Here is a 21134-nt window from a genome sequence, read left to right on the forward strand (position 1 = left end):
TATTCGGAGGACGACATGGTGCATTTCTTTGGGATTTTGAACCCCGGCCGGTTTCGCCGTGCTCCCGCGGCCGAAGCGCCATCCAAGGCGCACTTTTTCGGCGGAGCCGGGCACCAGGAGCTGACAGCGGACCCGGCGGGGCGGGCCGAACAGGAACTGTGCTTTCTCTATGGCATGGCGCCAGAACCCGAGGACCGGGATCTGGCGCCGCCCGATGGGGCAGGGGGGCATCGATGAAGCGGCGCGTGTTGATCGCTCCTGGTCTCAACGGTTCGACCGGCGACCACTGGCAAAGACATTGGCTGGCCGACCATGACGAAGCCGAGCTTGTGGAGCAGGCCGACTGGTCCGATCCCAAGGAGGGGCGCTGGCTGCATCGGCTCGAACAGGCGGTGATCGCCAATCCCGGTGCGCTGATCGTTTCCCACAGTTTGGGCGCGATTTTGACTGCACGGCTGGCGCAAAGTTCGGTAGCACCGCTTGTGGGCGGAGCTCTGCTGGTGGCGCCCGCCGATATCGAACGGACATCGGTGCTCCATGCCCGGACCTATGACTTCGGCACCATACCGAAGGATGCGCTGCCCTTTCCGGCCCTGATGGTGGCGAGCCGGGACGACGTCTACATGTCGCTTGAAAAGGCCAGGATGGTTGCGGGCGACTGGGGTATTCCGGTGCACGATCTCGGCTATGCGGGACATGTGAATGTGGCAAGCGGCTTCGGACGTTGGCCGGCGGGCTACGATCTGGCCCGGCAGGTGGCCGAGGAGGCAGACCAGCGTGCGGTGCGGCGCAACCGGGCGTCCCGCTCCGCCCAAGGCCTGGCGCCCAGCCCGTGACGGGCCTCCACTTGCCACTTGCTCGGGGAAGCGGTTTGCTGGGTAGGATTTTCTATTCTGACGCTCAATCTTGCCAGTGGCGCAGCTTGAGAAAGCCGACCGGCAGGCTAGGGTTAGCTAAACAGGATGGGGCACGGCGATGAGGCTGTCTCAAGACCAGACCAGCGGGCGGGGTGAGTCATGAAGGGCTTTCGCCAGCCCAGCGTTCTTCCCGGCTTCGGGCTGACGCTGGGCTTCACCATCACCTATTTTTCGCTGATCATCCTGATGCCGCTGATCGCCCTCGTGATCCGCTCGACCGGGCTGGGGTGGGACGGGTTCTGGGCCGCGGCGCTCGATGCGCGCGTGCTGGCCTCGCTGCGGACGAGCTTTGTGACGGCGCTGATCGCGGCGGGCATCAATGTGGTGTTCGGAACGCTGATCGCCTGGGTGCTGGTGCGCTACCGTTTCCCGGGGCGGCGCATTTTCGATGCCATGGTCGATCTGCCCTTTGCCTTGCCCACGGCGGTTGCCGGCATCGCCCTGACCGCGATCTATGCGCCCAACGGCTTTGTGGGGCAGCTCTTTTCCCCCTTCGGCTGGCGCATCGCCTATACGCCGGTCGGCATCACCATCGCCATGATCTTTATCGGACTGCCCTTTGTCGTGCGCACGATCCAGCCGATCCTGGAAGAAACCAGCAAGGAGGTCGAGGAAGCCTCGGCCACCCTCGGCGCCAACCGCTTCCAGACGATTTCGCGCGTGCTGTTGCCGAGCCTTGCGCCGGCCATCCTGACCGGCTTCGCGCTCGCCTTTGCCCGGGCCGTTGGGGAATATGGCTCAGTGATCTTTATTGCCGGCAATATTCCCTTCGTCTCCGAAATAGCGCCGTTGCTGATCGTCATCCGGCTCGAGGAATACAACTATGCCGGAGCGGCGGTGATCGCGACGGTTATGCTCGCCATCTCCTTTGCGATGCTCTTTATCATCAATCTCATTCAGGCTTGGAGCCGCCGGAGATATGGCTATGGCAGCTGAACACCGCACCCGTCGCATCAGCTCGCCGACGAACGAGCCGGCTTGGGTGCGCTGGACGCTGATCCTGGTCGGCCTCCTGTTCATGGCCCTTTTTCTGGTGCTGCCGCTGGTCGCGGTCTTTTCCGAGGCCCTGCGGCAGGGGATCGGCACCTATATCCAGTCGCTGCAATCGCCCGATGCGCTTTCGGCTATCCGGCTGACGCTGCTGGTGGCGGCCATTGCCGTGCCGCTCAATGTGGTGTTCGGCATCTGCGCGTCCTGGGCCATCGCCAAGTTCGAGTTCAAGGGCAAGGCTTTCCTGATCACGCTGATCGACCTGCCGTTTTCGGTTTCACCGGTGATCTCGGGCCTCGTCTATGTGCTGCTGTTCGGCGCGGGCAGCGTGCTCGGCCCCTGGCTCAAGTCTTACGGAATCGAAATTCTCTTTGCCGTGCCCGGCATCGTGCTGGCGACGATCTTCGTGACCTTTCCGTTCGTCGCGCGCGAGCTGATCCCGCTGATGCAGGACCAGGGCACGGGCGACGAGGAAGCGGCGCTTTCGCTGGGGGCCTCAGGCTGGCAGACCTTCTGGCGCGTCACCTTGCCCAATATCAAGTGGGGCCTGCTCTATGGCGTTCTGCTCTGCAACGCCCGCGCGATGGGCGAGTTCGGTGCCGTAGCGGTTGTCTCGGGCAAGATCCGCGGGCAGACGACGACCATGCCGCTCCAGGTCGAAATGTTCTACAACGAATATCAGGGCACGGCCGCTTTTGCGCTGGCCTCGCTTCTGGCACTGCTGGCCCTGGTGACCCTGGTGCTCAAGAGCGCGCTTGAATGGCGCTTCGGCGAGGAACTGGCCGCGACGGGTCGCGGCCACTAGAGGAGGCGGTTACATCGTGCTCAGTTCGCGATTGGTCAGGCGCTTTTCATAGGCACCGTTGATCGCGACCTTTTGCTCGATGGCTTCAAGCACGGTCTGGGTAAAATCGGTCTCGTACATCTGGGAGAGATTGTTGAGCCCGCCGGGGGTGAAGACATTGATCTCAAGCAGCTTGTCGCCCACGATATCGAGCCCGACCAGGAACATGCCGTCGCGCACGAGCTTGGGCCGGACCATTTCGGCAATGCGCAGCATGGTGTCGGTGACGGCAATTTTCTGGGCGCTGCCGCCGGCATGGATATTGGAGCGGATCTCGCCCTTGGCCGGAGCGCGGCGGAAGGCCGCGAATTTGCCGTCGCGCTGGAGCGGCTTGCCGTTCATCAGGAAAAAGCGGGTGTCCCCTTCGGCCGCTTCAGGCATGAAGCCCTGGGCGATCAGATAGCCTTCCTCGCTCACCGCCTCGAAGATCTGGTTGAGATTGCTGTCCTTGGGAGAGGAAATCTTGAACACGTTCTTGCCGCCCGAGCCCTGGAGGGGCTTGAGCACGACGCCTTCGGGCTGGCTTTCTATAAAGGCGCGGATCTCGGCAATGCTTTTCGAGATCAGCGTCTCGGGCCTGACGGCTTGGGGAAATTCCTGGAAGTAGAGCTTGTTCTGGGCGCGGGCGAGCCCGTCGGGATCGTTGAGCACCAGGACGCCACGCTCGGCGGCCATGCGCCCGAAGATCACCCCGACATTGGCGGCCCATGGCCGCTCGGCGGCATCCTCGGATGGGTCGTTGCGCAAAAACAGCACATCGAGGTTCTCCACATCGAGAGTTTCGACCGGAGCATCCTTGGCCTGAAGGTCCTTGAAGAGAGTTTCGGCCTTCTTGTAGCGGTCCTTGGCGGGACGCCGGGCGCAAACGGCGAGGGTATCGTCGGGCCGCAATACGAAGTCGGACGGGGTCAGATAGCAGATGTCGTGGCCGCGATTGAGTGCGGCGAGCGCCAGATGCGTGGTCGAATAGGTGGCGTGCTCGCCCTCGATGGAATTGACGAAGAATGCGATGCGCATGGGACGCTCCTAGCTCGCAAGCAGATCTATGGGGGTGAGACCGGCAGAGGCCGCCTTGAGGCGACGGCCGGCATCGGGGTGGGAGAGGAATGCAGGATGCAGCTGGGGCGCGCGCAACAGCCCGCGCGTATTCAGCTCCTGCATGATGCGGAAATGGGTGGCTGCGATCTTGCCCATCCAGAACGGTTCGAGCGCTCCGCCCGAACGCAGATGGGCTAGCACTTCAAGAAGACCCCTGAGGTAGACCGCGTCCTTGGCAAGACCGCCGCCGCGATAAACCCGCAGGGTCAGGTTGAAGGCGCTGGCGGGAGCAAGGCCGAGATCGCGCACGAGGCGGAAGCACTCGACGAAACTGGCGCCATCGAGCATGGCATGGCAGCCGATGACGCGGGCCGCAATCAGCCGCAGCCGGTCGGGCGTCATGCCGCCGACGAGATATTCGGAGAGGACGGCAAGGCCTTCCTGCACGCCTTCATAACCCGCCAGACCCGACCGGAACAGGCGCAGGCCCTGAGCCGAACCATTGAAATAGGTGAGCAGGTGCACGCCCACTTCATGGCTCAACAGCGCCTCGACGCGCGTCCGTGGCATGGTGGTGCTTCGGGCGATCAACAGCTTGCCGCCCGAAACCATGAGGCCCGAGGGCAGATCCTCGCGCAGCTCGATGGTGGCGGAGAAATCCGCCGACTGACCGGCATAGTGCTTGATCATGGCGCGCGCCTCGCGCTCGACAAAGGCGGAGTCCGCGCTTTGCCCGGCATTGCGGGTGCCGCGCTTTTTCCCCGGCATGGCGTCGAGCACGTCCTGAGCAGCGCGGAGCAGGCTCGGTTCGACCGGACCATAAAGCGCGCGGCTGATTTCAACGAAACGCGGGGTTTCGCGCGCGGCGAGCAGAGATAGCTGCAGATCGAGCTCCTGCTGCTTTTCGCGGTAAAGCGTTGTCAGAACCGGGTCTTCGAGATGATCGAGCGCGATGGAAAAGAGCTGCCGCTTCTGCCGGTCCTGGGAGATGGTCAAAGGGCGATAGAGCAGGGTGGGGGCGCGCTCGAAACTACTGGCGCTGAACTCTTCCCAGGCCGCACCGGAATTGATCGGGGTGACGGAAAGGAGAAAGTCGAAGGATTGGGCGACCTCGTCCATGGCGCGATCGGCCCGGCTGACGGCATCGATGAAAGCCTTGCGGCCAAGGGCGCGGTGGGTCGAGACGGCAAGGCTGGTCGAGGCTTCGGCAAAGGCCGCGAGAGCCTGAAGGCTCGCATCGACGAGATTGGCGACCATCTGTTCGTGCAATTGCGGATAGGTCGCGGTGCCATCGGGCGTGCGGTAGATAGGAGCAAGACGCAGGGTCAGCGTCGGAATGGCGGGCAATTGCCGGGCAAGGCGCGCGGCCGGGTCTTGAGCTTGAGGGAGCTGGGTCAGCTGCGGGGTGCGAAAGCGGACCTTCACCTTTTGCGTTGCAGCGGCAAAGGCCGCGGCGGCGGATTGGCTGGCTTCATCGGCGCCAGCCGAAAGCGAGACCTCGAAGGGCGGCAGGTAGGCTGTGTCGCTCGCCATTTTGTCGTGAGCGAACTCACCCATGTCGAAGAGGACGAAGCCGCCGAAGCGTTCGCGCATGGCGTCGGCAACGAGCGCGATGATCGCCTTGGCGCGCTTGAGGCTTGCAACCACGAGATAGGCGGAATTGGAGGTGACGAGGTCGCGAGCGGCCAGCTCGTGCGCCTTGCCCAGGTGCACGCAGAGAAAGGGCATCGGGCGATCGATATGAAGGCGCTCGCCGCGGCCGAAATCCTTGCGGATGGGCTGGCCGGTTTCAAGCAGATGGGCAATGTCCGCCAAAAGCGGGTCGGGCTTGGTCATGCGTGCGCCTCAAGGCTCTCGAGCAGCACGGGGAGAGACGCGGCGATCATGCGGCGCAGCGCCAGAAGCGCCCCGGGATCGGGCGCGCCGGTCCACTCGTCCATGAACACCTTCTTGAACTCGATGGCGATGGCGCAGCCCGAGCGGGGAAAACGCTCGTGCACGAAGCGGGTCTGTTCGCCCTTGCCGGCGAAAGCCACATTCTCGCGCACATCCATGGGACGGCCCATGAAGCTGGTGCTGCGCAGGCTCTCGATGAATGGATCGAGCACATGCGCCCACCGGGCCCGGTCCATGGAGAAGGTGCCGATATTGACCACAGGCGCCTGTTCCGCGGGAGTGGGGGCGGCGTCGGCGCCATTGCGCCGGTGATTATAGGAGTGGATGTCGAGAAGAACGAACTGCCCATGATCGGCGGCGATGCCGGAGAGCATGGCTTCGAGCATGGCATAGTAGCCATCATGGGCGCGCAGCGAACGCTCGACGAGAGCGGGCTCGGGCTGGCGGCGCCAGATGTCGAGCCCCCAGGCCTGGTCAGGGGTGAGGTAGACCGCGCCGTCGCGGGCGCGATTGAGATCCACCTCGAAACGGGAGCGATGGAAGACGACGCGATTTGGCACGTCGCGAATGGTGAATTCGGTGAACGGATCTTCTTCGCGCAGGCGCCCGGCTTCGCCGAGGGCCATCTGCTCGACCAGCTCGGGCCGGACGTGGTGGCCATTGTGGATGGCCGTGCCGATCAGGGGGGAAACGGCGCGATGGACGGACCAGAGATCGGTAGGAGCGGGGAAAATGGACAGGTTCTGGGCGGTTCCGGTGTCGGTATTGCTTGGGGCCATGGGACGCTTTTGTGTGTTCTGCCAAAGAAGGCACTCGGTTCGAAACGGCGCGTCTTTTCGGGGAGTTCCATGCATGCGACAGTGCGCGCCTTGCGTCCGCAAGGGGTCCGGTGTAGCTCCTCGGGCATAAGAGGGAGCGGCATGCGGAACCGGCAGCGGCACATAATGGGTGAAATCGGCGCCGCTTTTGCGGTGCTGGCGCTCTATGTGCTGGTGCTGCTGGCGCCGTTGCACCAGGCCGCAGGCCTGCAGCGCGACCTGGCGGTTCTGGGCTATGAAAGCCAGCTCTCCTGGAGCGTTTGCACTTCGGTCAGCGAGCCGGGCGAAACCGATAGGCCGGCGGCGATCAAATGCCCGCTCGCCAGTGCCGGCAAGACGGAACTGGCGGTCGCGCCGGACGGGGCCGTGCCTATCGCTGTGCGGCAGGATAGTCTTGCGGTCGCCTATGGGCAAAAGGGGTCGGTGCTGGCCGACCATGCCGGGGGACGGCCGGGACAGCCGCGCGGACCGCCGCACGCGGCCTGACGTGCTGCGGCACTGCCGCCGACTTTCCCGTTTTTGAAGGCTCGACTGCCCGTGGGGCGGAGCCGCACACCTTTCCATGACAAGGACTTTCTATGTCCCTCCGCACCTCTCTTTTCGCCTTCGCTTCAGCTTCGCTGCTGGCTCTAGCCACGCCTATCCTGGCCCATGACGGGCACGACCATGGGCAGCACGACGACCATGCCAGTCAAAATAGCGGCGAAGTTACCGTAGGCGACCTGACGATTTCCGGTCCCTTTACCCGCGCAACTCTGCCCAATGCGCCGGTCGGCGGCGGATTTCTGACCATCACCAATGGTGGTAGCACCGATGATCGCCTGGTTTCGGCCCAGAGCGCCATCGGCAAGGACACTCAGATCCACGAGATGGCCATGGAAGGCGATGTGATGAAGATGCGTCAGCTGGCCGGGGGCATCGTAATCCCGGCAGGTGAGACCATCACCCTCAAGCCCGGCGGCATGCACCTGATGTTCATGGGTCTTCATGCCCCGATTGTGGAAGGCGACACGGTCCCGGTGACGCTGAGCTTTGAACAGGCTGGCGATGTCACCCTCGATCTCGTGGCTGCGGGCTCGGCCGCCGATGCGCCCGCGCACGATCATGGCTCCATGGGGCACTGAGGCGAAGATGCGGCTTTCAACGATACGCACGGTTCTTTGGACGGTAGTGGCAGTGGTGGCGTTGTCCGCTACCGGGCTCTATGCCTATTCCGCATTCAACCGCCCGCAAGCTGTGGCAGCCGTCGGGGCAGGGGATTATCAGCTGACCACGACCGATGGCACGCCATTCACGCGGGCGAGTTTTGAAGGGCATCCTTCGCTTTTGTTCTTCGGCTTTACTCATTGCCCGGAAGTCTGCCCCACGACGCTGGCGGAGATGACGGCGTGGTATGAGGCGCTGGGAGACGAGGCGGGGGATCTCAAGGCCTATTTCATCACCGTGGATCCCGAGCGCGATACGGCTCCGATCGTGGCCGACTACGTGTCCTGGACAGGCCATGTCACAGGCGTGACGGGATCGGTTGAGGAGATCGAAAAGGCTGCTAGTGCCTGGGCGGTCTACCACCAGAAGGTGCCGCTCGAGGGCGATGACTATACGATGGACCATACCGCCTCGGTGTTTCTCCTCAACCGGGAGGGCGAGTTCGAAGGCACCATCGCCTATCGCGAAGAAATGTCGACTGCAGTGGGCAAGATCCGCAAGCTACTCGCGCAGGGCTAAAGAACATGGAGCCGGGCTGGCCTGATCCTCACAAGGGATCGGGCCAGCCCGGCTTTTTCGTGTCGTGATGATTGCCTAGTAGGTGGCGAGCGAAGCGCGGGACGCTTCGAGACCGGCAACGGCGTCGCCATAGCCGGTCGCCGCGACGGCCTCGAAAATGCGCTCGGCCTCGCGATAGCGCTTGAGGTGGAAATAGCTCCAGCCGCGCAGGGTCAGGAGATCGTTGCGCTCGGGCGCGAAGCGAGCGCGGGCATCGAGCAGATTGAGCGTCATGGCATATTCGCCGATGCTATAGGCGCTGGTCGCCTTGTCGGTGAGGATGGCGATTTCGAGTTCGACGGCGCGCCGCGATGTGAGCGGGGCTGCAGCGGCCGCGACGGCCGCTTCATCGGCAAGACCCATGCGCAAAAAGGCGAGCGACTGGCCATAGGCGGCATCGCTGCGAACCGACTGGGTGGCTGAATCGAGCGCCCGGCTAAAATGGTCGGCCGCCTGTGCCGGACGGTTCAGCTCCATCAAACACCACGCATGGGACAGCGCGCCGGCCGGCGACAGGCTCATGGGCGGACGATAGGCCTGGCAACCGCTGCTGCCCCCGCCGCCTCCGCCGCCGCTGCTTGCGCCTGCAGCGGACGCATTGCCGCCAGAGCTGACTTGTGCGACCTGGGGCGCAACGGTCGTTGCGCGCACGGCCTGCACCGGCGCCTGCGCAAGGTGAGCAGGTCGCGGCTTGGGAATGGGCGGTATGGCGGTGCCGGAGGTGGTCGTCGCGCCGAACTGGGCGATGCGCACGGAACGCCCACCCCAGAGACGACGGATTTCTTCTACCCGCGTGGAATCGCCAAGCACATTTGCAGCGATCATCAGGCCATAGGCAGCGGGTTCGAGATCGCTCTGCCAGGCGAGAGCGGTTTCGAACCATTCGACCGCAGTTTGCGGCTGGTTATAGGCATAGGCATACCAGCCCAGCTCCTGAGCGATACTGGCATCGCGGCTCTCATTGGCTGCGGCCACGACGCGGCTGAGCACGCTGGCGGAAACGGCGCGCCGCGGCTCGAGCGCCAGCATGGCGGCTGCGGCATCGCCATAAACCTGGTCGATCGTGTCGCTTTCGCCCAGAAATGGGGCGAGCGCATCTTCGGCGGCTGTGGGGTCTTCGAGCTGGAGAAGGGACACACCGAGCCCTTCAGCGGATTGAGCAGAGCGATCGGCGTCGAATGCGCTCTCGAAATAGCGCCGGGCCTCCTGCGGCTTGTCACGGTCAAGTTCGAAATAGCCGAGGAGCCGGAGATCATCGGCGTTTTCGCTTTGCCGGGCAGCGGCGGCAAGAAGGGTCACGTCCTCCTCGCTCGGGGCCTCGCCACCGTCTTCAAGCGCTGCAGCGATGGAGCGGCGCGCTAGGTCGAGTTTGAGCGCGGCAAATTCACCGGTGCCATCAGCGGCGGGACGCTCAAGCGCGAGAAGTGGTTCAATCTGCTCGCGGTCGAGCAGTTCCAGCGCTTTTTGCAGGGTGGCAAAGCGTTCGGCCGTGTCGGTGCAATTGGTCAGCACATAGACATAGGCGTCGATACCGCGCTGGGTGTTGCCAGTGCGGATAAAGGCTTCGCCGAGGCGCCAGAGATTGTCGACGCTGGCGCAGGTCAGCAGTTGCGGCGCATTGGCGGCAAGGGAAATCACCGCCTGGTAATCTCCGCTATCGGAGGCGGTGCGCAGGCGCGTTCCAGCCTCGCCGCGCGAAATGGTTTCCAGCAGATCGGCGGTCGGCACGAAAGTGGGATCGGCCTCCTGCTTGCTGGCGATGGCAGCGCGGGCCCCGCTATAGTCGCCGGCGGTGACCATGTCCCAGATGGCGATAATGTCCTGATCCGGCTCGAAATCTGTAGCGAGGGGATCGGCGGGTGGCTGCCAGTTGGGATAAAGCGCGCGCAGGCGCTCGATCTCGCGCTGGAGGCGCACGGTGTCGCCCTGTTGGGCAAAATAGCGCAGGGCGGTTTCGTCGGGTTCGCCCGCGGGCGCCGATTGCGGCGTATTCGCCTGGGCCGTCAGCACCGGGGTTGCGGGTTGGGTAGCAAGCGTCGTGGCAACGGGCGGTGCGGGGGAGGCCGGCACGGGCACATCGTTCTGAGTGACCATGAAGGCGCCATTGCCGGTGCGCGACACAACCACGGGATCGACGGCAAGCGGTGCAGGCATGGGCGCTGCTGCAAAAGGCGCGGGCGCTGCGGGTTGGCTCTGAGCGTGCACGGGCTGGGCGCCCTGCTGGCCGATAAAGGTGCCCAGGATCAGGCCCATGACGCTGGTGGTCAACAAAAGGGCAGAGGTGCGCTTCATGGTGTGGCAGCTCCCGTCAGGCAACTGCCGCGCTGGCGGCGCAGGTGATCGAGCATCAACAATTGCAGGGTGGCGGCGTAATAGCTCGTAGGGGCGAAGCGGCGCAGATCCTCGGGCACGGGGCGGCCCGTTGCGGTGCATTCCATGGCAGCCTGGATCAGTCGGTAGCCTGGCTCGTCGATGGGCTCGATGGCTTCCCCGCTTGTCAGATCGATCTTGAAGAGACCGGCTGAAGAGGCCTTGGCGCGGAAAGGTTCGAGATAAGCCGGGTCCATGCCGGCCCGCATGAGATAGAGCGGGATGCGAATGCCGTTATATCCAAATTCTGCGGGAAAGTTCGGCGCTGGAGCTATGCCGCCGTTTTCGAGAGTGATCCAGTCCCCGGGAATGCCCGCTGTGGTGGTGCTGGCGCGGCGCAGGATGTCGAGGCCGGTCTGGCTGACAGCCATCCAATCGATCGCGGGATCGAGCTGGCGGAAGGCGGTGAAGGTCTCGAATATCCAGTAGGAGGGATTGAGCACGGGCAGATAGCCGGTGGAGTCATCGCCGTCGAAGCCGGTTCCGCCGGAGCGGATGGCGGGCAGGCCATCGGCCTCGACCAGCATGGTGCGGCCGATCGTGGTCACCATGGCTCTCGCCTCTTCGACAAGACCGGGCTCGTTCCAGGTTTCTCCGGCCATCAGCAGGCCGTAGGCGATCAGTATGTCGCCATCGGTGGCGTTGTTGAAATCACTGACATGGGGATCCTTTTCCGGATCCCAGAGCCAGGCGGCGAGCCCATCTTCGCGCACGAGCAGTTCTGAGCGGGTGAAACCGAGAATGCGATCAAAGCTCTCCCGATTTTCGGCAAGCGCCGACAGAATCAAGCCATAGCCCTGGCTTTCGCTGTGGCTGATATTGCCGTTGGCCGTGTCGACAACCCGGCCTTCCTCGGTGACATAGGCATCGAGATAGCTTTGCCATTCATCGGCAGTGATAACCGGAACGGCCTGGACCGGCAGTGTCATGAGGCAGCCAAGAGCAAGTGCGGCAAAGGACAGTTTTTGCATCAGTGCCTTCTTCCGATGCGGGTCAGCAAGCGCGCGGTGATCAGCATGAGAGTAACCGCACCGAGCAGAATGGCCAGGGTGAAGTAGACAATGTTGCCCGAGAACCAGTTGGCCGCAATCAGCCGCAGGTTGAGCGGAGACAAGGTTCCGTCCGTGCGGATGGCAACATTTTGCGGCGCAATGGTGGTCAGGGTGTCGCTATTGGGCGCAAGGGCGCTGATGCGGCCGGTGATCTGGCGCCATTTATCGGTGTCGATCAGCCGTTCGGTGCCGGTGCGAAGCGCGCTTTCGGATGCAGCGGTGAGGGTGGTCCAGACGCCGCCCTCGGACTGGAGCACCTGTGAGACGGTGACGGCACCCGGAGGCGGCGTGTAATCGGCGTCGGTGCCGGGCCAGAGCCGGAGGTCGGAGACTTCGAGCCCCACGGCGTCGCGCAGCCAGTCGGTGACGTAGGAGATCGGGCCGGTGGGTTCGCTGTTGCCGAACTGATTGCGCAGGTCACCTGCGGCCGCGCCTGTAGCAGAGGGGGCGGTGACGATATCGACACGGCTGGCATTGAGCGGGGAGAGGGTATCCATGGGCATGACCAGCATGGCGTTGCCCTCAGGCGGCAGATCGGCTTGCGGCATGACGCTGAAATCGATGGTGCGGCCGGAGGCAGTGGCGATGCGGGCCGCAAACATCATGGCCGAAGCAAGCGACTCCATGCCCTGGCCCAGCGCGATCGGCACAGCGCCCGCATCTGCATAGGGCCAGCCCGATCCGGTCATGACCAGCAAATCCGGCACGGCGGTGGCACGGGCATAATCGGGCAGGCTGAAACTGCTGGCATTGGAGAGGATGAAGCGGGTGGGTGCCGAACCGGTCCAGCCGGCGCCGCAGACAGCATCCGAACGGGTCTGGAGATTGACCGTTACGGTCGCTTCGTTGCGGCCGGGCCGCAGGCTCGTCATCGGGATGCGGATATTGGTGTCATCGAGCGCGCCGCCATCGGTGCGCAGGAGCGGGGTTGCCGAGGCAATCTCGCCATTGATGTAGATGTCGATCTCGCTGCCGGGCAGCACGTCGCTGGCATAGGCGGCATCGAGCCGGAGATTGAGCTCGCCATAACGATAGCCGTAGAAATCGGAAGGCAGTTCGAACTGCAGATCGACGGCATAGCGTCTGCCATTGAACTCGACGCGATCGAGCCCGAGGCTGGCAAGGCTGGCGCTTTGTCCGCCAGCCATCATGGGCACGGGCAAAGGCAGATCGTAACGCGGGCGTCCGTCGGCCGGCGCCGAAGCAGCCAGCGCATCACCGGCGCGGGCGATGGAATTCCAGTCGGGGCCGGAAAGCACAAGCGTGTTGGCGCCGCTCGTCACCGGAACCATGGCCGCCATGGGGGCTGCGCTGGCCTGCGGGCGGGCAGCGGCGACGCTGTCGGGCAGGGCATCGGCAGGCATCAGAACGAGGTCGAGCACGCCCGACTCATAGGTCTCAGAGAGCGCGTCAACGAGGGTGACGGTCAGGTGCGGGGTGCGCAGCGCAAGGCCCACCTGCTGGGCAATTTCGAGAGCTACGGATTGTGCAGCGGCATCGGCAAGGCCGGCGCTGACGACGCGCAGGGTGGTCTGGCCATCGCTGTCGACGCCGACGGCACCGAGTTCGCTCAACTGTCCGATGCGTTCGAGCTGATCGCCGGAAAAGACGAGCCGCGCTTCGGATCCGGGGATTTCGGTCCAGAGCTGATAGGTCGATTCCACCGTGCAGTCGGTGCGATGGCGCTGGCTGGCGCGGAAGTCGATGACATTGGGGCCGGCGCGGAGAGCGCCTGCGGGAACTTCGACGGAAACCAGCGAGGGCGCCGAAGAGGAGGCGATCGGCCGGCTGTCGATCTCGGTCTGATTGATGCGGACGCGCAGCGAGGAGGCTTCAGGGGCAACGACCAGGGCGTTGAGATAGGAAAATTCAAGCCTTGCCGCGGCGGCTGCCTGTTGCTCGGTGAGGTAGACGACGACCCCCTGACGCGCTTCCTCGCCGGCAAGGCGGAGGGTGGGAGCGGGGAGGAGCGGGCGCGAAAACTCGGGCTCGGCGGGTGGCGCGGGCGTATCGGGTGCGGTTGTCGCATCGGGCTGGGTGTCAGGCTCGGCCGGCCGAACAAGGCCGCTTTCGGGCGACATGTCGAAGGGTGCGGGTTGGCCGAGCGCCGGGGTCAGCACCACAAGAAGGGCTACGGAAGAGAGGAGGGCCGGCTTGATCATTGGCCTGCACCCCTGCCGGAGCCGAAGCGCAGGAGATAGCCGAGGCCACGGCCGGTTTGATAAAGCGCAATGCCGAGAAAACGCACCGTCCCCTGCACGATGCCGATATTGACCTGACGAGCGGACTGGCGCGCCTGCCAATTGCCCGAATTTGCGTAGATCAAATCGGCGATCAGGCGGTAGTGATGGCCCCGCTCGGGCATGTAGCGGCAGCCAAAGACGACGCCCTTGCCCTCAGTGGTCACGGAGCGGATGAAGACCGGCATTTCGGTGTTTTCGAGATTGGCGAGGGGTGCGAAACGCATGGTGATGGGCATGCCGCGGCCGAGCCCGGCGGCGCCATTGGGCAGGCGGATGGCGACGCCGCCGCTCGAGACGTTGACCAGATTGCCCCGGACCCATTCGCCATCGGCGCCGCGGACCTCGCAACGGCGCTCGACGGTGACGCGGCGCGTGCCCCAGCTTTCACGGCGTTCGGAGACGACCCCGAGGGCACAACCGGCAAGGATCAGGTTGAAGATGTTCCAGCCACCCACAACCATTGTCACTTCGGCCTGATAGGGCTGCGCGCCGATTTTGTAGATGGTCATGACGACGGCAAGGATCAGCAGCAGGAAGATCAGGTAGAAGGGGCGGGCAAGTTCGGAAAGGCGGGAGGATTCGACGCTCTCGTCCTTGGCTGTCACCTTGAAGCTGGGCTTGTAGGGATTGCGCACCACCGAAAACAGCGCACCCAGGAGGTGGACGGACTGAATGTATTCGTAGAGCTCGGAGATCCAGGGCCAGCGCCAGCGCCCGAAGAGCGAATTCTGCATCACCAGATTCACCACCACATAGGTCAGGGTGTAGGCGGCAAATTCGCCGCCCGAGGCGGTGAAGACCTGAAGGTCAAGGAAGAGATAGAAGAACGGGGCGAAGAGGAAGATCATCCGCGGCAGCGGAAACAGCCAGAACAGCGTCGAGGACGTATAGCACAGGCGCTGTGCCATGGTCAGGCCGCGCTTGAAGGGCGGGAAGCTGAACAAGAGGATCTGCATCATGCCCTGGGCCCAGCGTGTGCGCTGGCCGATGAAGCTGGCAAAGGTGACCGGCTGCAAACCCGCGACGAGCGGCTTGTCGACATAGATCGAGTTCCAGCCGCGGCTATGGAGTTCGATGGCGGTTTCGCAGTCCTCGGTGATGGAGCGGCCGGAAAAGCCATTGGTGGTCATCAGCGCTTCGCGGCGGAGAAGGGCGGCCGAGCCGCAGAAGAAGGCGGCATTCCAGCGGTCAAGCCCACGCTGGATGACCCCGTAGAACATCTCGTTTTCCGAGGGCATGACTTCGAAAGTGCGCAGATTGCGCTCGAGTGGATCGGGGTTGAGGAAGAAGTGCGGGGTCTGAACCAGGAACAGCTGGTTGTCGCGGCCGAAGAAGGGCACGGTTTCCTGAAGGAAATCGCGGGCAGGGGCGTGGTCGGCGTCAAAGACGGCTATATATTCACCGGTCGAGTTGGCGATGCCATTGTTGAGATTGCCGGCCTTGGCGTGCTCGTTACGCGCGCGGGTGAGATAGCGGCAGCCGAGTTCGGCACAGAGCTGCTGGAGCTGCTCGTGGCGTTCCTGGGCCTCGGCGGCCTTGTCAGGATCGGGGTCGTTACGCTTGGCGTCGGTCGAGCCATCGTCCAGGAGCCAGACGGTGAAGCGATCTTCGGGATAATCAAGGCTGCGGGCAGCCGCGAGCGTGCCGGCCAGAAGTTCGTAATCTTCATTATAGGTCGGGATGAAGATATCGACCGTGGGCACGGGCTCGTCCTTGGGCAGGCGGGTCGAGACATGCTTGGGCATGGGCCGGATGACGACGAAAAGGCTGAGGAACAGCATCATGATGCAGTACATCTCGGCCAGGTAGAGGATCAGGCCGGGGATGAAGTCCGCCCATTGGTCAAAGGGCGGCAATGTGCTGGTGGTGCGCCAATAGGCGTAGCGCAGAACGATGATGGTGCCGAAGGTGAGCAGCAGCAGGCGCCAATTGCCTTCAAGGCGAAGGAGCTTGATCAGCATCATGGCGCCAAGCAGGATCGCGGCCATGACGAGATGAGTCTGCAGGCTCACCGGAATGGTCACGAGGACCACGACCAGCACCGACACCAGGAACCAGATCAGGAGTGTGAATGCCTTGCTCATCCAGCTAGCCTTGCTGCGTCTTAACTGCGGTTCGGAGAGGGAACGATGGGACCGCCGCCGGTGGGTGTGGGCACGAGCGGGCTTCCCGCGCTGGCGCCAGTGGGGCTGGGCACAATGGGTGCACCCGGCGGAGGCACCGGCAGGGCTGGGGGCGCAGGGGCCGCTACCGCCTGAACGACAGGCTGGGCGCGCACCACTGGTGGAGCGGCCGGCCGCTGGCTGGGGATGACCTCTGCGAAGCCGCCGACACCAACCGGTTTGATGGGTGCGGCGATGGCCCCTATATTGGCCGGTGCGCGCATAGGCGGGAACACATCGAGATTGAGCCGCAGGCGATACATGATGTCGAGAACGGCCTGTTCGCTAACCCCGCGGCGGCACATCTGGACGCGGATGATCACCGTGGCGCGGTCTATGGCGCCGGAAGGCTTGAGCAGGGGCTCGATGCGCTGCCAGGCGTAAAGGCAGGTGTCGCCATTGGCGGGCTTGGCAATGGCGTAGCCGAAGGGGCCATAGGCGTTCTGGACATAATAGGGCGAAACGGACATGCCGGAATCTGGCCAGGCGGCAAGCGCCTCTTCGGTCAGATTGACCTGGGTGAAGGGAATATCCTGGAGCGCCGCATCGCTGCCATCGCCACCGCGTCCGGTGAAGCGGATGATGCTGATCTTGTTTTCGCCGGTGCTGCGTGCCTCGGTTGCAAGCCAGATGTCCTGACGCACGGCGTTGGGAAAGGTGGTCGAGACCACATTGACGATGGCTGGACCGCCCGGGGGCGGCAGGATCATGGCCTTGGTGGGCCGGACGCTCTCGGCTTCGGAAGCCGGCATATCCGTAGTGGTGGCACAACCGGCAAGAAGGCCCGCACAAAGGACAGCGCCCAGTCCCAAGCGTCCAAGTGTGCGCCAATCGCGCCTTGCTGTCCCATTTTTCTGCATGTCAGATCACTGTCGGTCACATCGGAAGGGGCCAACACAGAACGAATTACAAGCGAGTGGCAGACTTAGCTATTCAGGCGCTGGTTAATAAAAAGCTAAATTTACCCCTCGGTAAGCTGCGGGGGACGGTAACTTTTTGCCGGTCCTGAACCGAGCTTTGCAGAATTATGTAGAATTGCTTGTGTCTCGTTTCAGATCACTTTTTCGCCATATTTCCGAAATTAGCGCGAGACGTCGATTTTTGATCAGCCGATTTCGCTCGTTTTCATTCGCGCTGTCCTGATGCTGGAGTGGATAAAGGCCGCAATGAAGGCGATGGTGAGCAGCAGCACGATGGTGGGCGCAGGGGCGCTGTCAATAAAAAAGGAGAGGTAGACGCCAAGCAGCGATCCCAGAAGCGCAATCGCGGTGGCAAGCACCAGCATGACGGGAAAGCGGCGGGTGAGCAGGAAGGCGATCGCGCCCGGAGCGATCAGCATGGCGATGGCTAGAATGATGCCGACGGCCTGAAGGGCGCCGACAATGGTGAGGGATATCAGCGCCAGAAGTCCATAGTGAAGCCAATTGACCCTCAGGCCCACAGCGCGGGCCTGGGCGGGATCGAAGGCGTGGAGGAGGAAGTCCTTCCACTTGAGCCCGATGACGCCGGCGGTCAGGAGGGCAATGACGAGGGCCTGAACGATATCGCCGGTGCCGACGCCGAGCATGTCGCCAAAAAGGATGTGATCGAGGTGCACGTCCGACTGGATCTGGACGTAAAGCACGAGGCCGAGGCCGAACATGCCCGAAAACACGACGCCCATCACGGTGTCCTGCTTGATCCGGCTATTGTCCTTGAGAAAGCCGGTCGCGACCGCCGCGAACATGCCGGCGACGAACGCCCCGATCGCATAGGGAATGCCGATGATGTAGGCGATGACGACGCCGGGAAAAACGGCATGTGAAATGGCGTCGCCCATCAGCGACCATCCCTTGAGCACGAGAAAGCACGACAAAAGCGCCATGGGCACGGCAACGAGTGCCGCGATCAAAAGCGCATTGGTCATGAATGGAAACTGGAAGGGCAGAAGCAGCAGCTCGGTCGGGCTCATTGATCTGCCTCGATTGCTTGGGATGCGCGGCGCCGGGCGGCAAGCAGGCCATGCTTGGGGGCAAAGACGAAGGCGAGGAGAAAGACCAGGGTTTGGCTGACGACGATAATGCCGCCCGTCGCGCCATCGAGGAAGTAACTCAGATAAGCGCCGACGAAGCTCGTGACCGTGCCGATCAGCACGGCAATGACGAGGAGGCGGGGGAACCTGTCGGTCAGAAGATAGGCGGTGGCGCCCGGGGTCACGACGAGGCAGATGACGAGAAAGGCGCCGACCGTTTGCATGGCGGCAACCGTCGAGGCCGAGAGCAGCACGAAGAACATGGCGCGCAGCAAGACCGGTCGCAGGCCGATGGAGCGGGCGTGGTTTTCGTCAAAGAACGTCACCATCAAGTCTTTCCACTTGGCGAGCAGAACGGCGAGCGAGACGAAGCCGATGATGGCCAGTTGCAGCGTATCTTCGGGCGTGATGGCAAGGATATTGCCAAGAACGATGGTCTGGATGTTGACCGAAACCGGGGACACCGAGACCATGAAGAGCCCCAGGCCGAAAAAGGCCGAGAAGATCAGCCCGATAATGGCGTCTTCCTTGAGCTTGGTGCGCTGGTTGAGAAACAGCATTGCCGCCGCGGCGAGGCCCCCTGAGAAAAAGGCGCCAAGGGCAAAGGGCAGGCCCAGCATATAGGCCCCTGCAACGCCGGGGACGATCGAGTGGCTGAGCGCGTCGCCGATCAGCGACCAGCCCTTAAGCATAAGATAGCAGGACAGAAAAGCGCAGACCCCGCCCACAAGGGCCGAAACCCACATGGCGTTTGTCATGTAGCCATAGCTGAACGGTTCGAGGAGCAGTTCCACTTAACGCGGCTCCCCGGTGGTTTCCCCGGGTGAATGGCGACGTGCCTTGCCGCCCTCAAAAAGGAGGGGACGTTCGTCATCGGTAAAGACGCGCACGCCCGAGCCCTCCTCTGCCGTATTGTGGTGCAGCATGAAGTGGCGCAGGACGCCGCCAAAGGCCTGTTCGAGATTGGCCTGGGTGAAGGTTTCCTCAGTCGGGCCATAGGCGAGCACCGTGCCCTTGACGAGAATGGTGCGATCACAGAATTCAGGGACCGAGCCGAGATTGTGGGTCGAGACCAGCATCACCCGGCCTTCGTCGCGCAGTTCGCGCAGGAGGGCGATGATCTGGTCCTCAGTCTTGACGTCGACGCCGGTAAAGGGCTCGTCAAGGAGAATGACGCGGCCGTCCTGGGCGAGAGCCCGGGCGAGGAAGACGCGCTTTTTCTGTCCGCCCGACAGTTCGCCGATCTGGCGCTTGCGATAGTCGAGCATGTTGACGCGGGCGAGTGCGGCCTCGACGGCTTCGTGGTCCGCCTTTTTGGCCATGCGCAGGAAATTCATGTGGCCATAGCGGCCCATCATGACAACGTCCTCGACCAGCACCGGGAAATTCCAGTCGACCTCTTCTGCCTGGGGCACATAGGCGACGAGGTTCTTGCGCAAGGCTTCCGCGACCGGCATGCCGAGGACCGTGATGTCTCCCCGTGCGAGGCGCACAAAGCCCATGATGGCCTTGAAGAGCGTCGACTTGCCCGAGCCGTTGACACCCACAAGCGCGGCAATGGTGCCGGTGGGGATGGCAAAGCTCGCATCGCGAATGGCGGTCAGGCCATTGCGATAGGTGACGGTGGCGCCGTTGACGGCAATGCCACTGCCGGTCTCGACCTCGGCATGGCGAAGTGGGGCATTCATTCGGTCAGGCCCTTGGCTATGGTTTCGGAAGTGACGCGCAGAAGGTCGATATAGGTTGGCACGGGGCCATCGGCTTCGGTCAGGCTGTCGACATAGAGCACGCCGCCATAGGTCGCGCCGGTTTCGCGCGCGACCTGCTCGGCGGGGGCTGCGGAAATGGTGCTTTCGGAAAAGATAACGCCGATCCGGTTTTCGCGCATAGCGTCGATCACGTGACGCACCTGCTGGGGCGTGCCCTGCTGGTCGGCATTGATCGGCCAGAGATAGAGCTCGCGCAAACCAAAGTCGCGCGCCAGATAGGAGAAGGCGCCTTCCGAGGTCACAAGCCAGCGCTTGTCTTCGGGCACCGAAGCCAGCTGGGCTTCGATCGGCTCGATCATCGCGGTAATTTCGGCCTTATAGGCTTCGGCATTGGCAGCGTAGATTTCGGCATTGGCCGGGTCGTGCTCGGCAAAGGCGTCGCGGATATTGTCGACATAGATCATCGCTGCGCTCGGCGACATCCAGGCATGGGGGTTGGGCTTGCCCTCATAGGGGCCCTCGACGATGCTCATGGGCTCGACGCCGTCCGATACCGTGACGGAGGGCACGTCGCGCAGATTGGCAAAGAAGCGCTCGAACCAGAGTTCGAGATTAAGGCCGTTATAAAAGACGAGCTGGGCGCCCTGTGCGCGCTGAATGTCCCCCGGGGTGGGCTGGTAGTTATGGATTTCGGCGCCAGCCTTGGTGATGGATTCAACCGTCGCGGCGTCGCCAGCAACATTGCGCGCAATATCGGCGATCACGGTGAAGCTGGTCACGGCCTTGAACCTATCCTGCGCGAGAACGGGAAGGGCAGGGAGCGCGACCGAAAGACCAAGAGCCAGAACCGTTGCGATAGCCTGACGCCGACGACCAAAGAGCATTGAAACGACCTTATTGCGAATGGTTTGCATTTGCATGGAATGTAGCGCGACGCAGAAAAGATGCAAGTGGGAATGATTCGCAAAAGGGAAGGTTGCGTTTGGCGTTTCTGGCGGCTTTTTTCCCGCGCGGAGTGTCTCTCGGGCTTGACCCGAGGGCTTGGGCGGGAGGCGCATCTGCATCGGAAAGCCAAAGAAGCCCCTCGGATGAAGCCCGAGGCCAGAACGGCGCGTTTGACTGGGCGAAGGGCGCGGAGGCCTCATCCAACTTGGGAATGACCACGGAGCTAGGGTAAGCTTCCGGGGAGAGCGCGCTTCTGGAGGCCTACACTATATATAGTGTGTCCTGCGCACTGCTCTAAACCGCGCGGCAGCCAGTGCTTCGCCGCCGTCTCGGGTGAAAGAAATTGCGGGAAAACCGTCGGGCTTGGCCATGTCC

Annotated in this window: 19 protein-coding genes; 7 read left to right on the plus strand and 12 right to left on the minus strand. The window is 63.2% G+C overall.

The window, feature by feature from the left end:
• The first annotated feature begins 15 nt into the window (after nucleotides 1–15).
• From BM364_RS02080 to cysW, 4 genes are all read left to right on the plus strand, one after another.
• On the plus strand, nucleotides 16–237 hold the full coding sequence (locus BM364_RS02080) for a hypothetical protein (RefSeq protein WP_092420262.1): 222 nt from the start codon (nucleotides 16–18) through the stop codon (nucleotides 235–237).
• Entirely contained in the window at nucleotides 234–836 is a 603-nt protein-coding gene (locus BM364_RS02085; RefSeq protein ID WP_092420265.1) for an RBBP9/YdeN family alpha/beta hydrolase, read from the plus strand. Before BM364_RS02080 ends, BM364_RS02085 begins: the two co-directional genes overlap by 4 nt.
• A 180-nt stretch (nucleotides 837–1016) precedes the next feature.
• Nucleotides 1017–1853 carry a sulfate ABC transporter permease subunit CysT gene (gene cysT / locus BM364_RS02090; protein ID WP_092420268.1) on the plus strand — a complete coding sequence of 279 codons (837 nt, stop codon included), beginning with the start codon at nucleotides 1017–1019 and terminating at the stop codon, nucleotides 1851–1853.
• A complete protein-coding gene (gene cysW / locus BM364_RS02095) occupies nucleotides 1843–2712 on the plus strand; it encodes a sulfate ABC transporter permease subunit CysW (RefSeq protein WP_092420271.1) in 870 nt (289 codons plus the stop codon). The genes cysT and cysW overlap by 11 nt, the downstream gene beginning before the upstream one ends.
• A 9-nt stretch (nucleotides 2713–2721) precedes the next feature.
• Here cysW and BM364_RS02100 read toward each other — a convergent pair whose 3' ends face one another.
• Genes BM364_RS02100 through BM364_RS02110 form a run of 3 tightly spaced genes read right to left on the minus strand, consistent with a single transcriptional unit; the run spans nucleotide 2722 to nucleotide 6464 of the window.
• Nucleotides 2722–3768, minus strand: a complete 1047-nt coding sequence (locus BM364_RS02100) for a glutathione synthase (RefSeq protein ID WP_092420274.1) — start codon at nucleotides 3766–3768, stop codon at nucleotides 2722–2724.
• A 9-nt stretch (nucleotides 3769–3777) separates the two neighbouring features.
• Complete coding sequence (locus BM364_RS02105; protein ID WP_092420277.1) at nucleotides 3778–5625, minus strand: flavohemoglobin expression-modulating QEGLA motif protein; 1848 nt, start codon at nucleotides 5623–5625, stop codon at nucleotides 3778–3780.
• The gene (locus BM364_RS02110) at nucleotides 5622–6464 is read right to left on the minus strand and encodes an N-formylglutamate amidohydrolase (protein WP_092420280.1); all 843 of its coding nucleotides are present in this window, start codon (nucleotides 6462–6464) and stop codon (nucleotides 5622–5624) included. The genes BM364_RS02105 and BM364_RS02110 overlap by 4 nt, the downstream gene beginning before the upstream one ends.
• Before the next feature lie 165 nt (nucleotides 6465–6629).
• Here BM364_RS02110 and BM364_RS02115 point away from each other — a divergent pair, with 165 nt between their 5' ends.
• From BM364_RS02115 to BM364_RS02125, 3 genes are all read left to right on the plus strand, one after another.
• Nucleotides 6630–6989: a hypothetical protein gene (locus BM364_RS02115; RefSeq protein WP_092420283.1), complete on the plus strand. Its 360-nt coding sequence runs from the start codon at nucleotides 6630–6632 to the stop codon at nucleotides 6987–6989.
• Between the two features lie 92 nt (nucleotides 6990–7081).
• Nucleotides 7082–7627 carry a copper chaperone PCu(A)C gene (locus BM364_RS02120; protein WP_092420286.1) on the plus strand — a complete coding sequence of 182 codons (546 nt, stop codon included), beginning with the start codon at nucleotides 7082–7084 and terminating at the stop codon, nucleotides 7625–7627.
• A gap of 7 nt (nucleotides 7628–7634) precedes the next feature.
• Nucleotides 7635–8228 (plus strand): SCO family protein, encoded by a 594-nt coding sequence (locus tag BM364_RS02125; protein WP_092423763.1) that lies wholly within the window; start codon nucleotides 7635–7637, stop codon nucleotides 8226–8228.
• 75 nt (nucleotides 8229–8303) lie between these two features.
• On the opposite strand, the gene BM364_RS02130 is transcribed toward BM364_RS02125, so the two are convergent.
• The 9 genes from BM364_RS02130 to BM364_RS02170 form a co-directional block, all read right to left on the minus strand.
• Nucleotides 8304–10559: a tetratricopeptide repeat protein gene (locus BM364_RS02130; RefSeq protein ID WP_092420289.1), complete on the minus strand. Its 2256-nt coding sequence runs from the start codon at nucleotides 10557–10559 to the stop codon at nucleotides 8304–8306.
• Nucleotides 10556–11608, minus strand: coding sequence for a family 8 glycosyl hydrolase (locus BM364_RS02135; RefSeq protein ID WP_092420292.1), 1053 nt, complete (start codon nucleotides 11606–11608; stop codon nucleotides 10556–10558). Before BM364_RS02135 ends, BM364_RS02130 begins: the two co-directional genes overlap by 4 nt.
• Nucleotides 11608–13851, minus strand: a complete 2244-nt coding sequence (locus tag BM364_RS02140; protein WP_092420295.1) for a cellulose biosynthesis cyclic di-GMP-binding regulatory protein BcsB — start codon at nucleotides 13849–13851, stop codon at nucleotides 11608–11610. The genes BM364_RS02135 and BM364_RS02140 overlap by 1 nt, the downstream gene beginning before the upstream one ends.
• Complete coding sequence (gene bcsA / locus BM364_RS02145) at nucleotides 13848–16016, minus strand: UDP-forming cellulose synthase catalytic subunit (RefSeq protein ID WP_092420298.1); 2169 nt, start codon at nucleotides 16014–16016, stop codon at nucleotides 13848–13850. The genes BM364_RS02140 and bcsA overlap by 4 nt, the downstream gene beginning before the upstream one ends.
• A 20-nt stretch (nucleotides 16017–16036) precedes the next feature.
• Nucleotides 16037–16954 carry a cellulose biosynthesis protein BcsN gene (gene bcsN, locus BM364_RS02150; RefSeq protein ID WP_092420301.1) on the minus strand — a complete coding sequence of 306 codons (918 nt, stop codon included), beginning with the start codon at nucleotides 16952–16954 and terminating at the stop codon, nucleotides 16037–16039.
• Nucleotides 16955–17199: 245 nt separating this feature from the next.
• A complete protein-coding gene (locus BM364_RS02155; RefSeq protein ID WP_092420304.1) occupies nucleotides 17200–18045 on the minus strand; it encodes a metal ABC transporter permease in 846 nt (281 codons plus the stop codon).
• Entirely contained in the window at nucleotides 18042–18863 is an 822-nt protein-coding gene (gene sitC / locus BM364_RS02160) for an iron/manganese ABC transporter permease subunit SitC (RefSeq protein WP_280140641.1), read from the minus strand. The genes BM364_RS02155 and sitC overlap by 4 nt, the downstream gene beginning before the upstream one ends.
• A 36-nt stretch (nucleotides 18864–18899) precedes the next feature.
• Complete coding sequence (locus BM364_RS02165; RefSeq protein WP_092420310.1) at nucleotides 18900–19793, minus strand: manganese/iron ABC transporter ATP-binding protein; 894 nt, start codon at nucleotides 19791–19793, stop codon at nucleotides 18900–18902.
• Nucleotides 19790–20698: a metal ABC transporter substrate-binding protein gene (locus BM364_RS02170; RefSeq protein WP_092423765.1), complete on the minus strand. Its 909-nt coding sequence runs from the start codon at nucleotides 20696–20698 to the stop codon at nucleotides 19790–19792. Before BM364_RS02170 ends, BM364_RS02165 begins: the two co-directional genes overlap by 4 nt.
• Between the last annotated feature and the right edge of the window lie 436 nt (nucleotides 20699–21134).

The organism is Devosia crocina (assembly GCF_900116545.1).
Taxonomy (GTDB): Bacteria; Pseudomonadota; Alphaproteobacteria; order Rhizobiales; family Devosiaceae; genus Devosia; species Devosia crocina.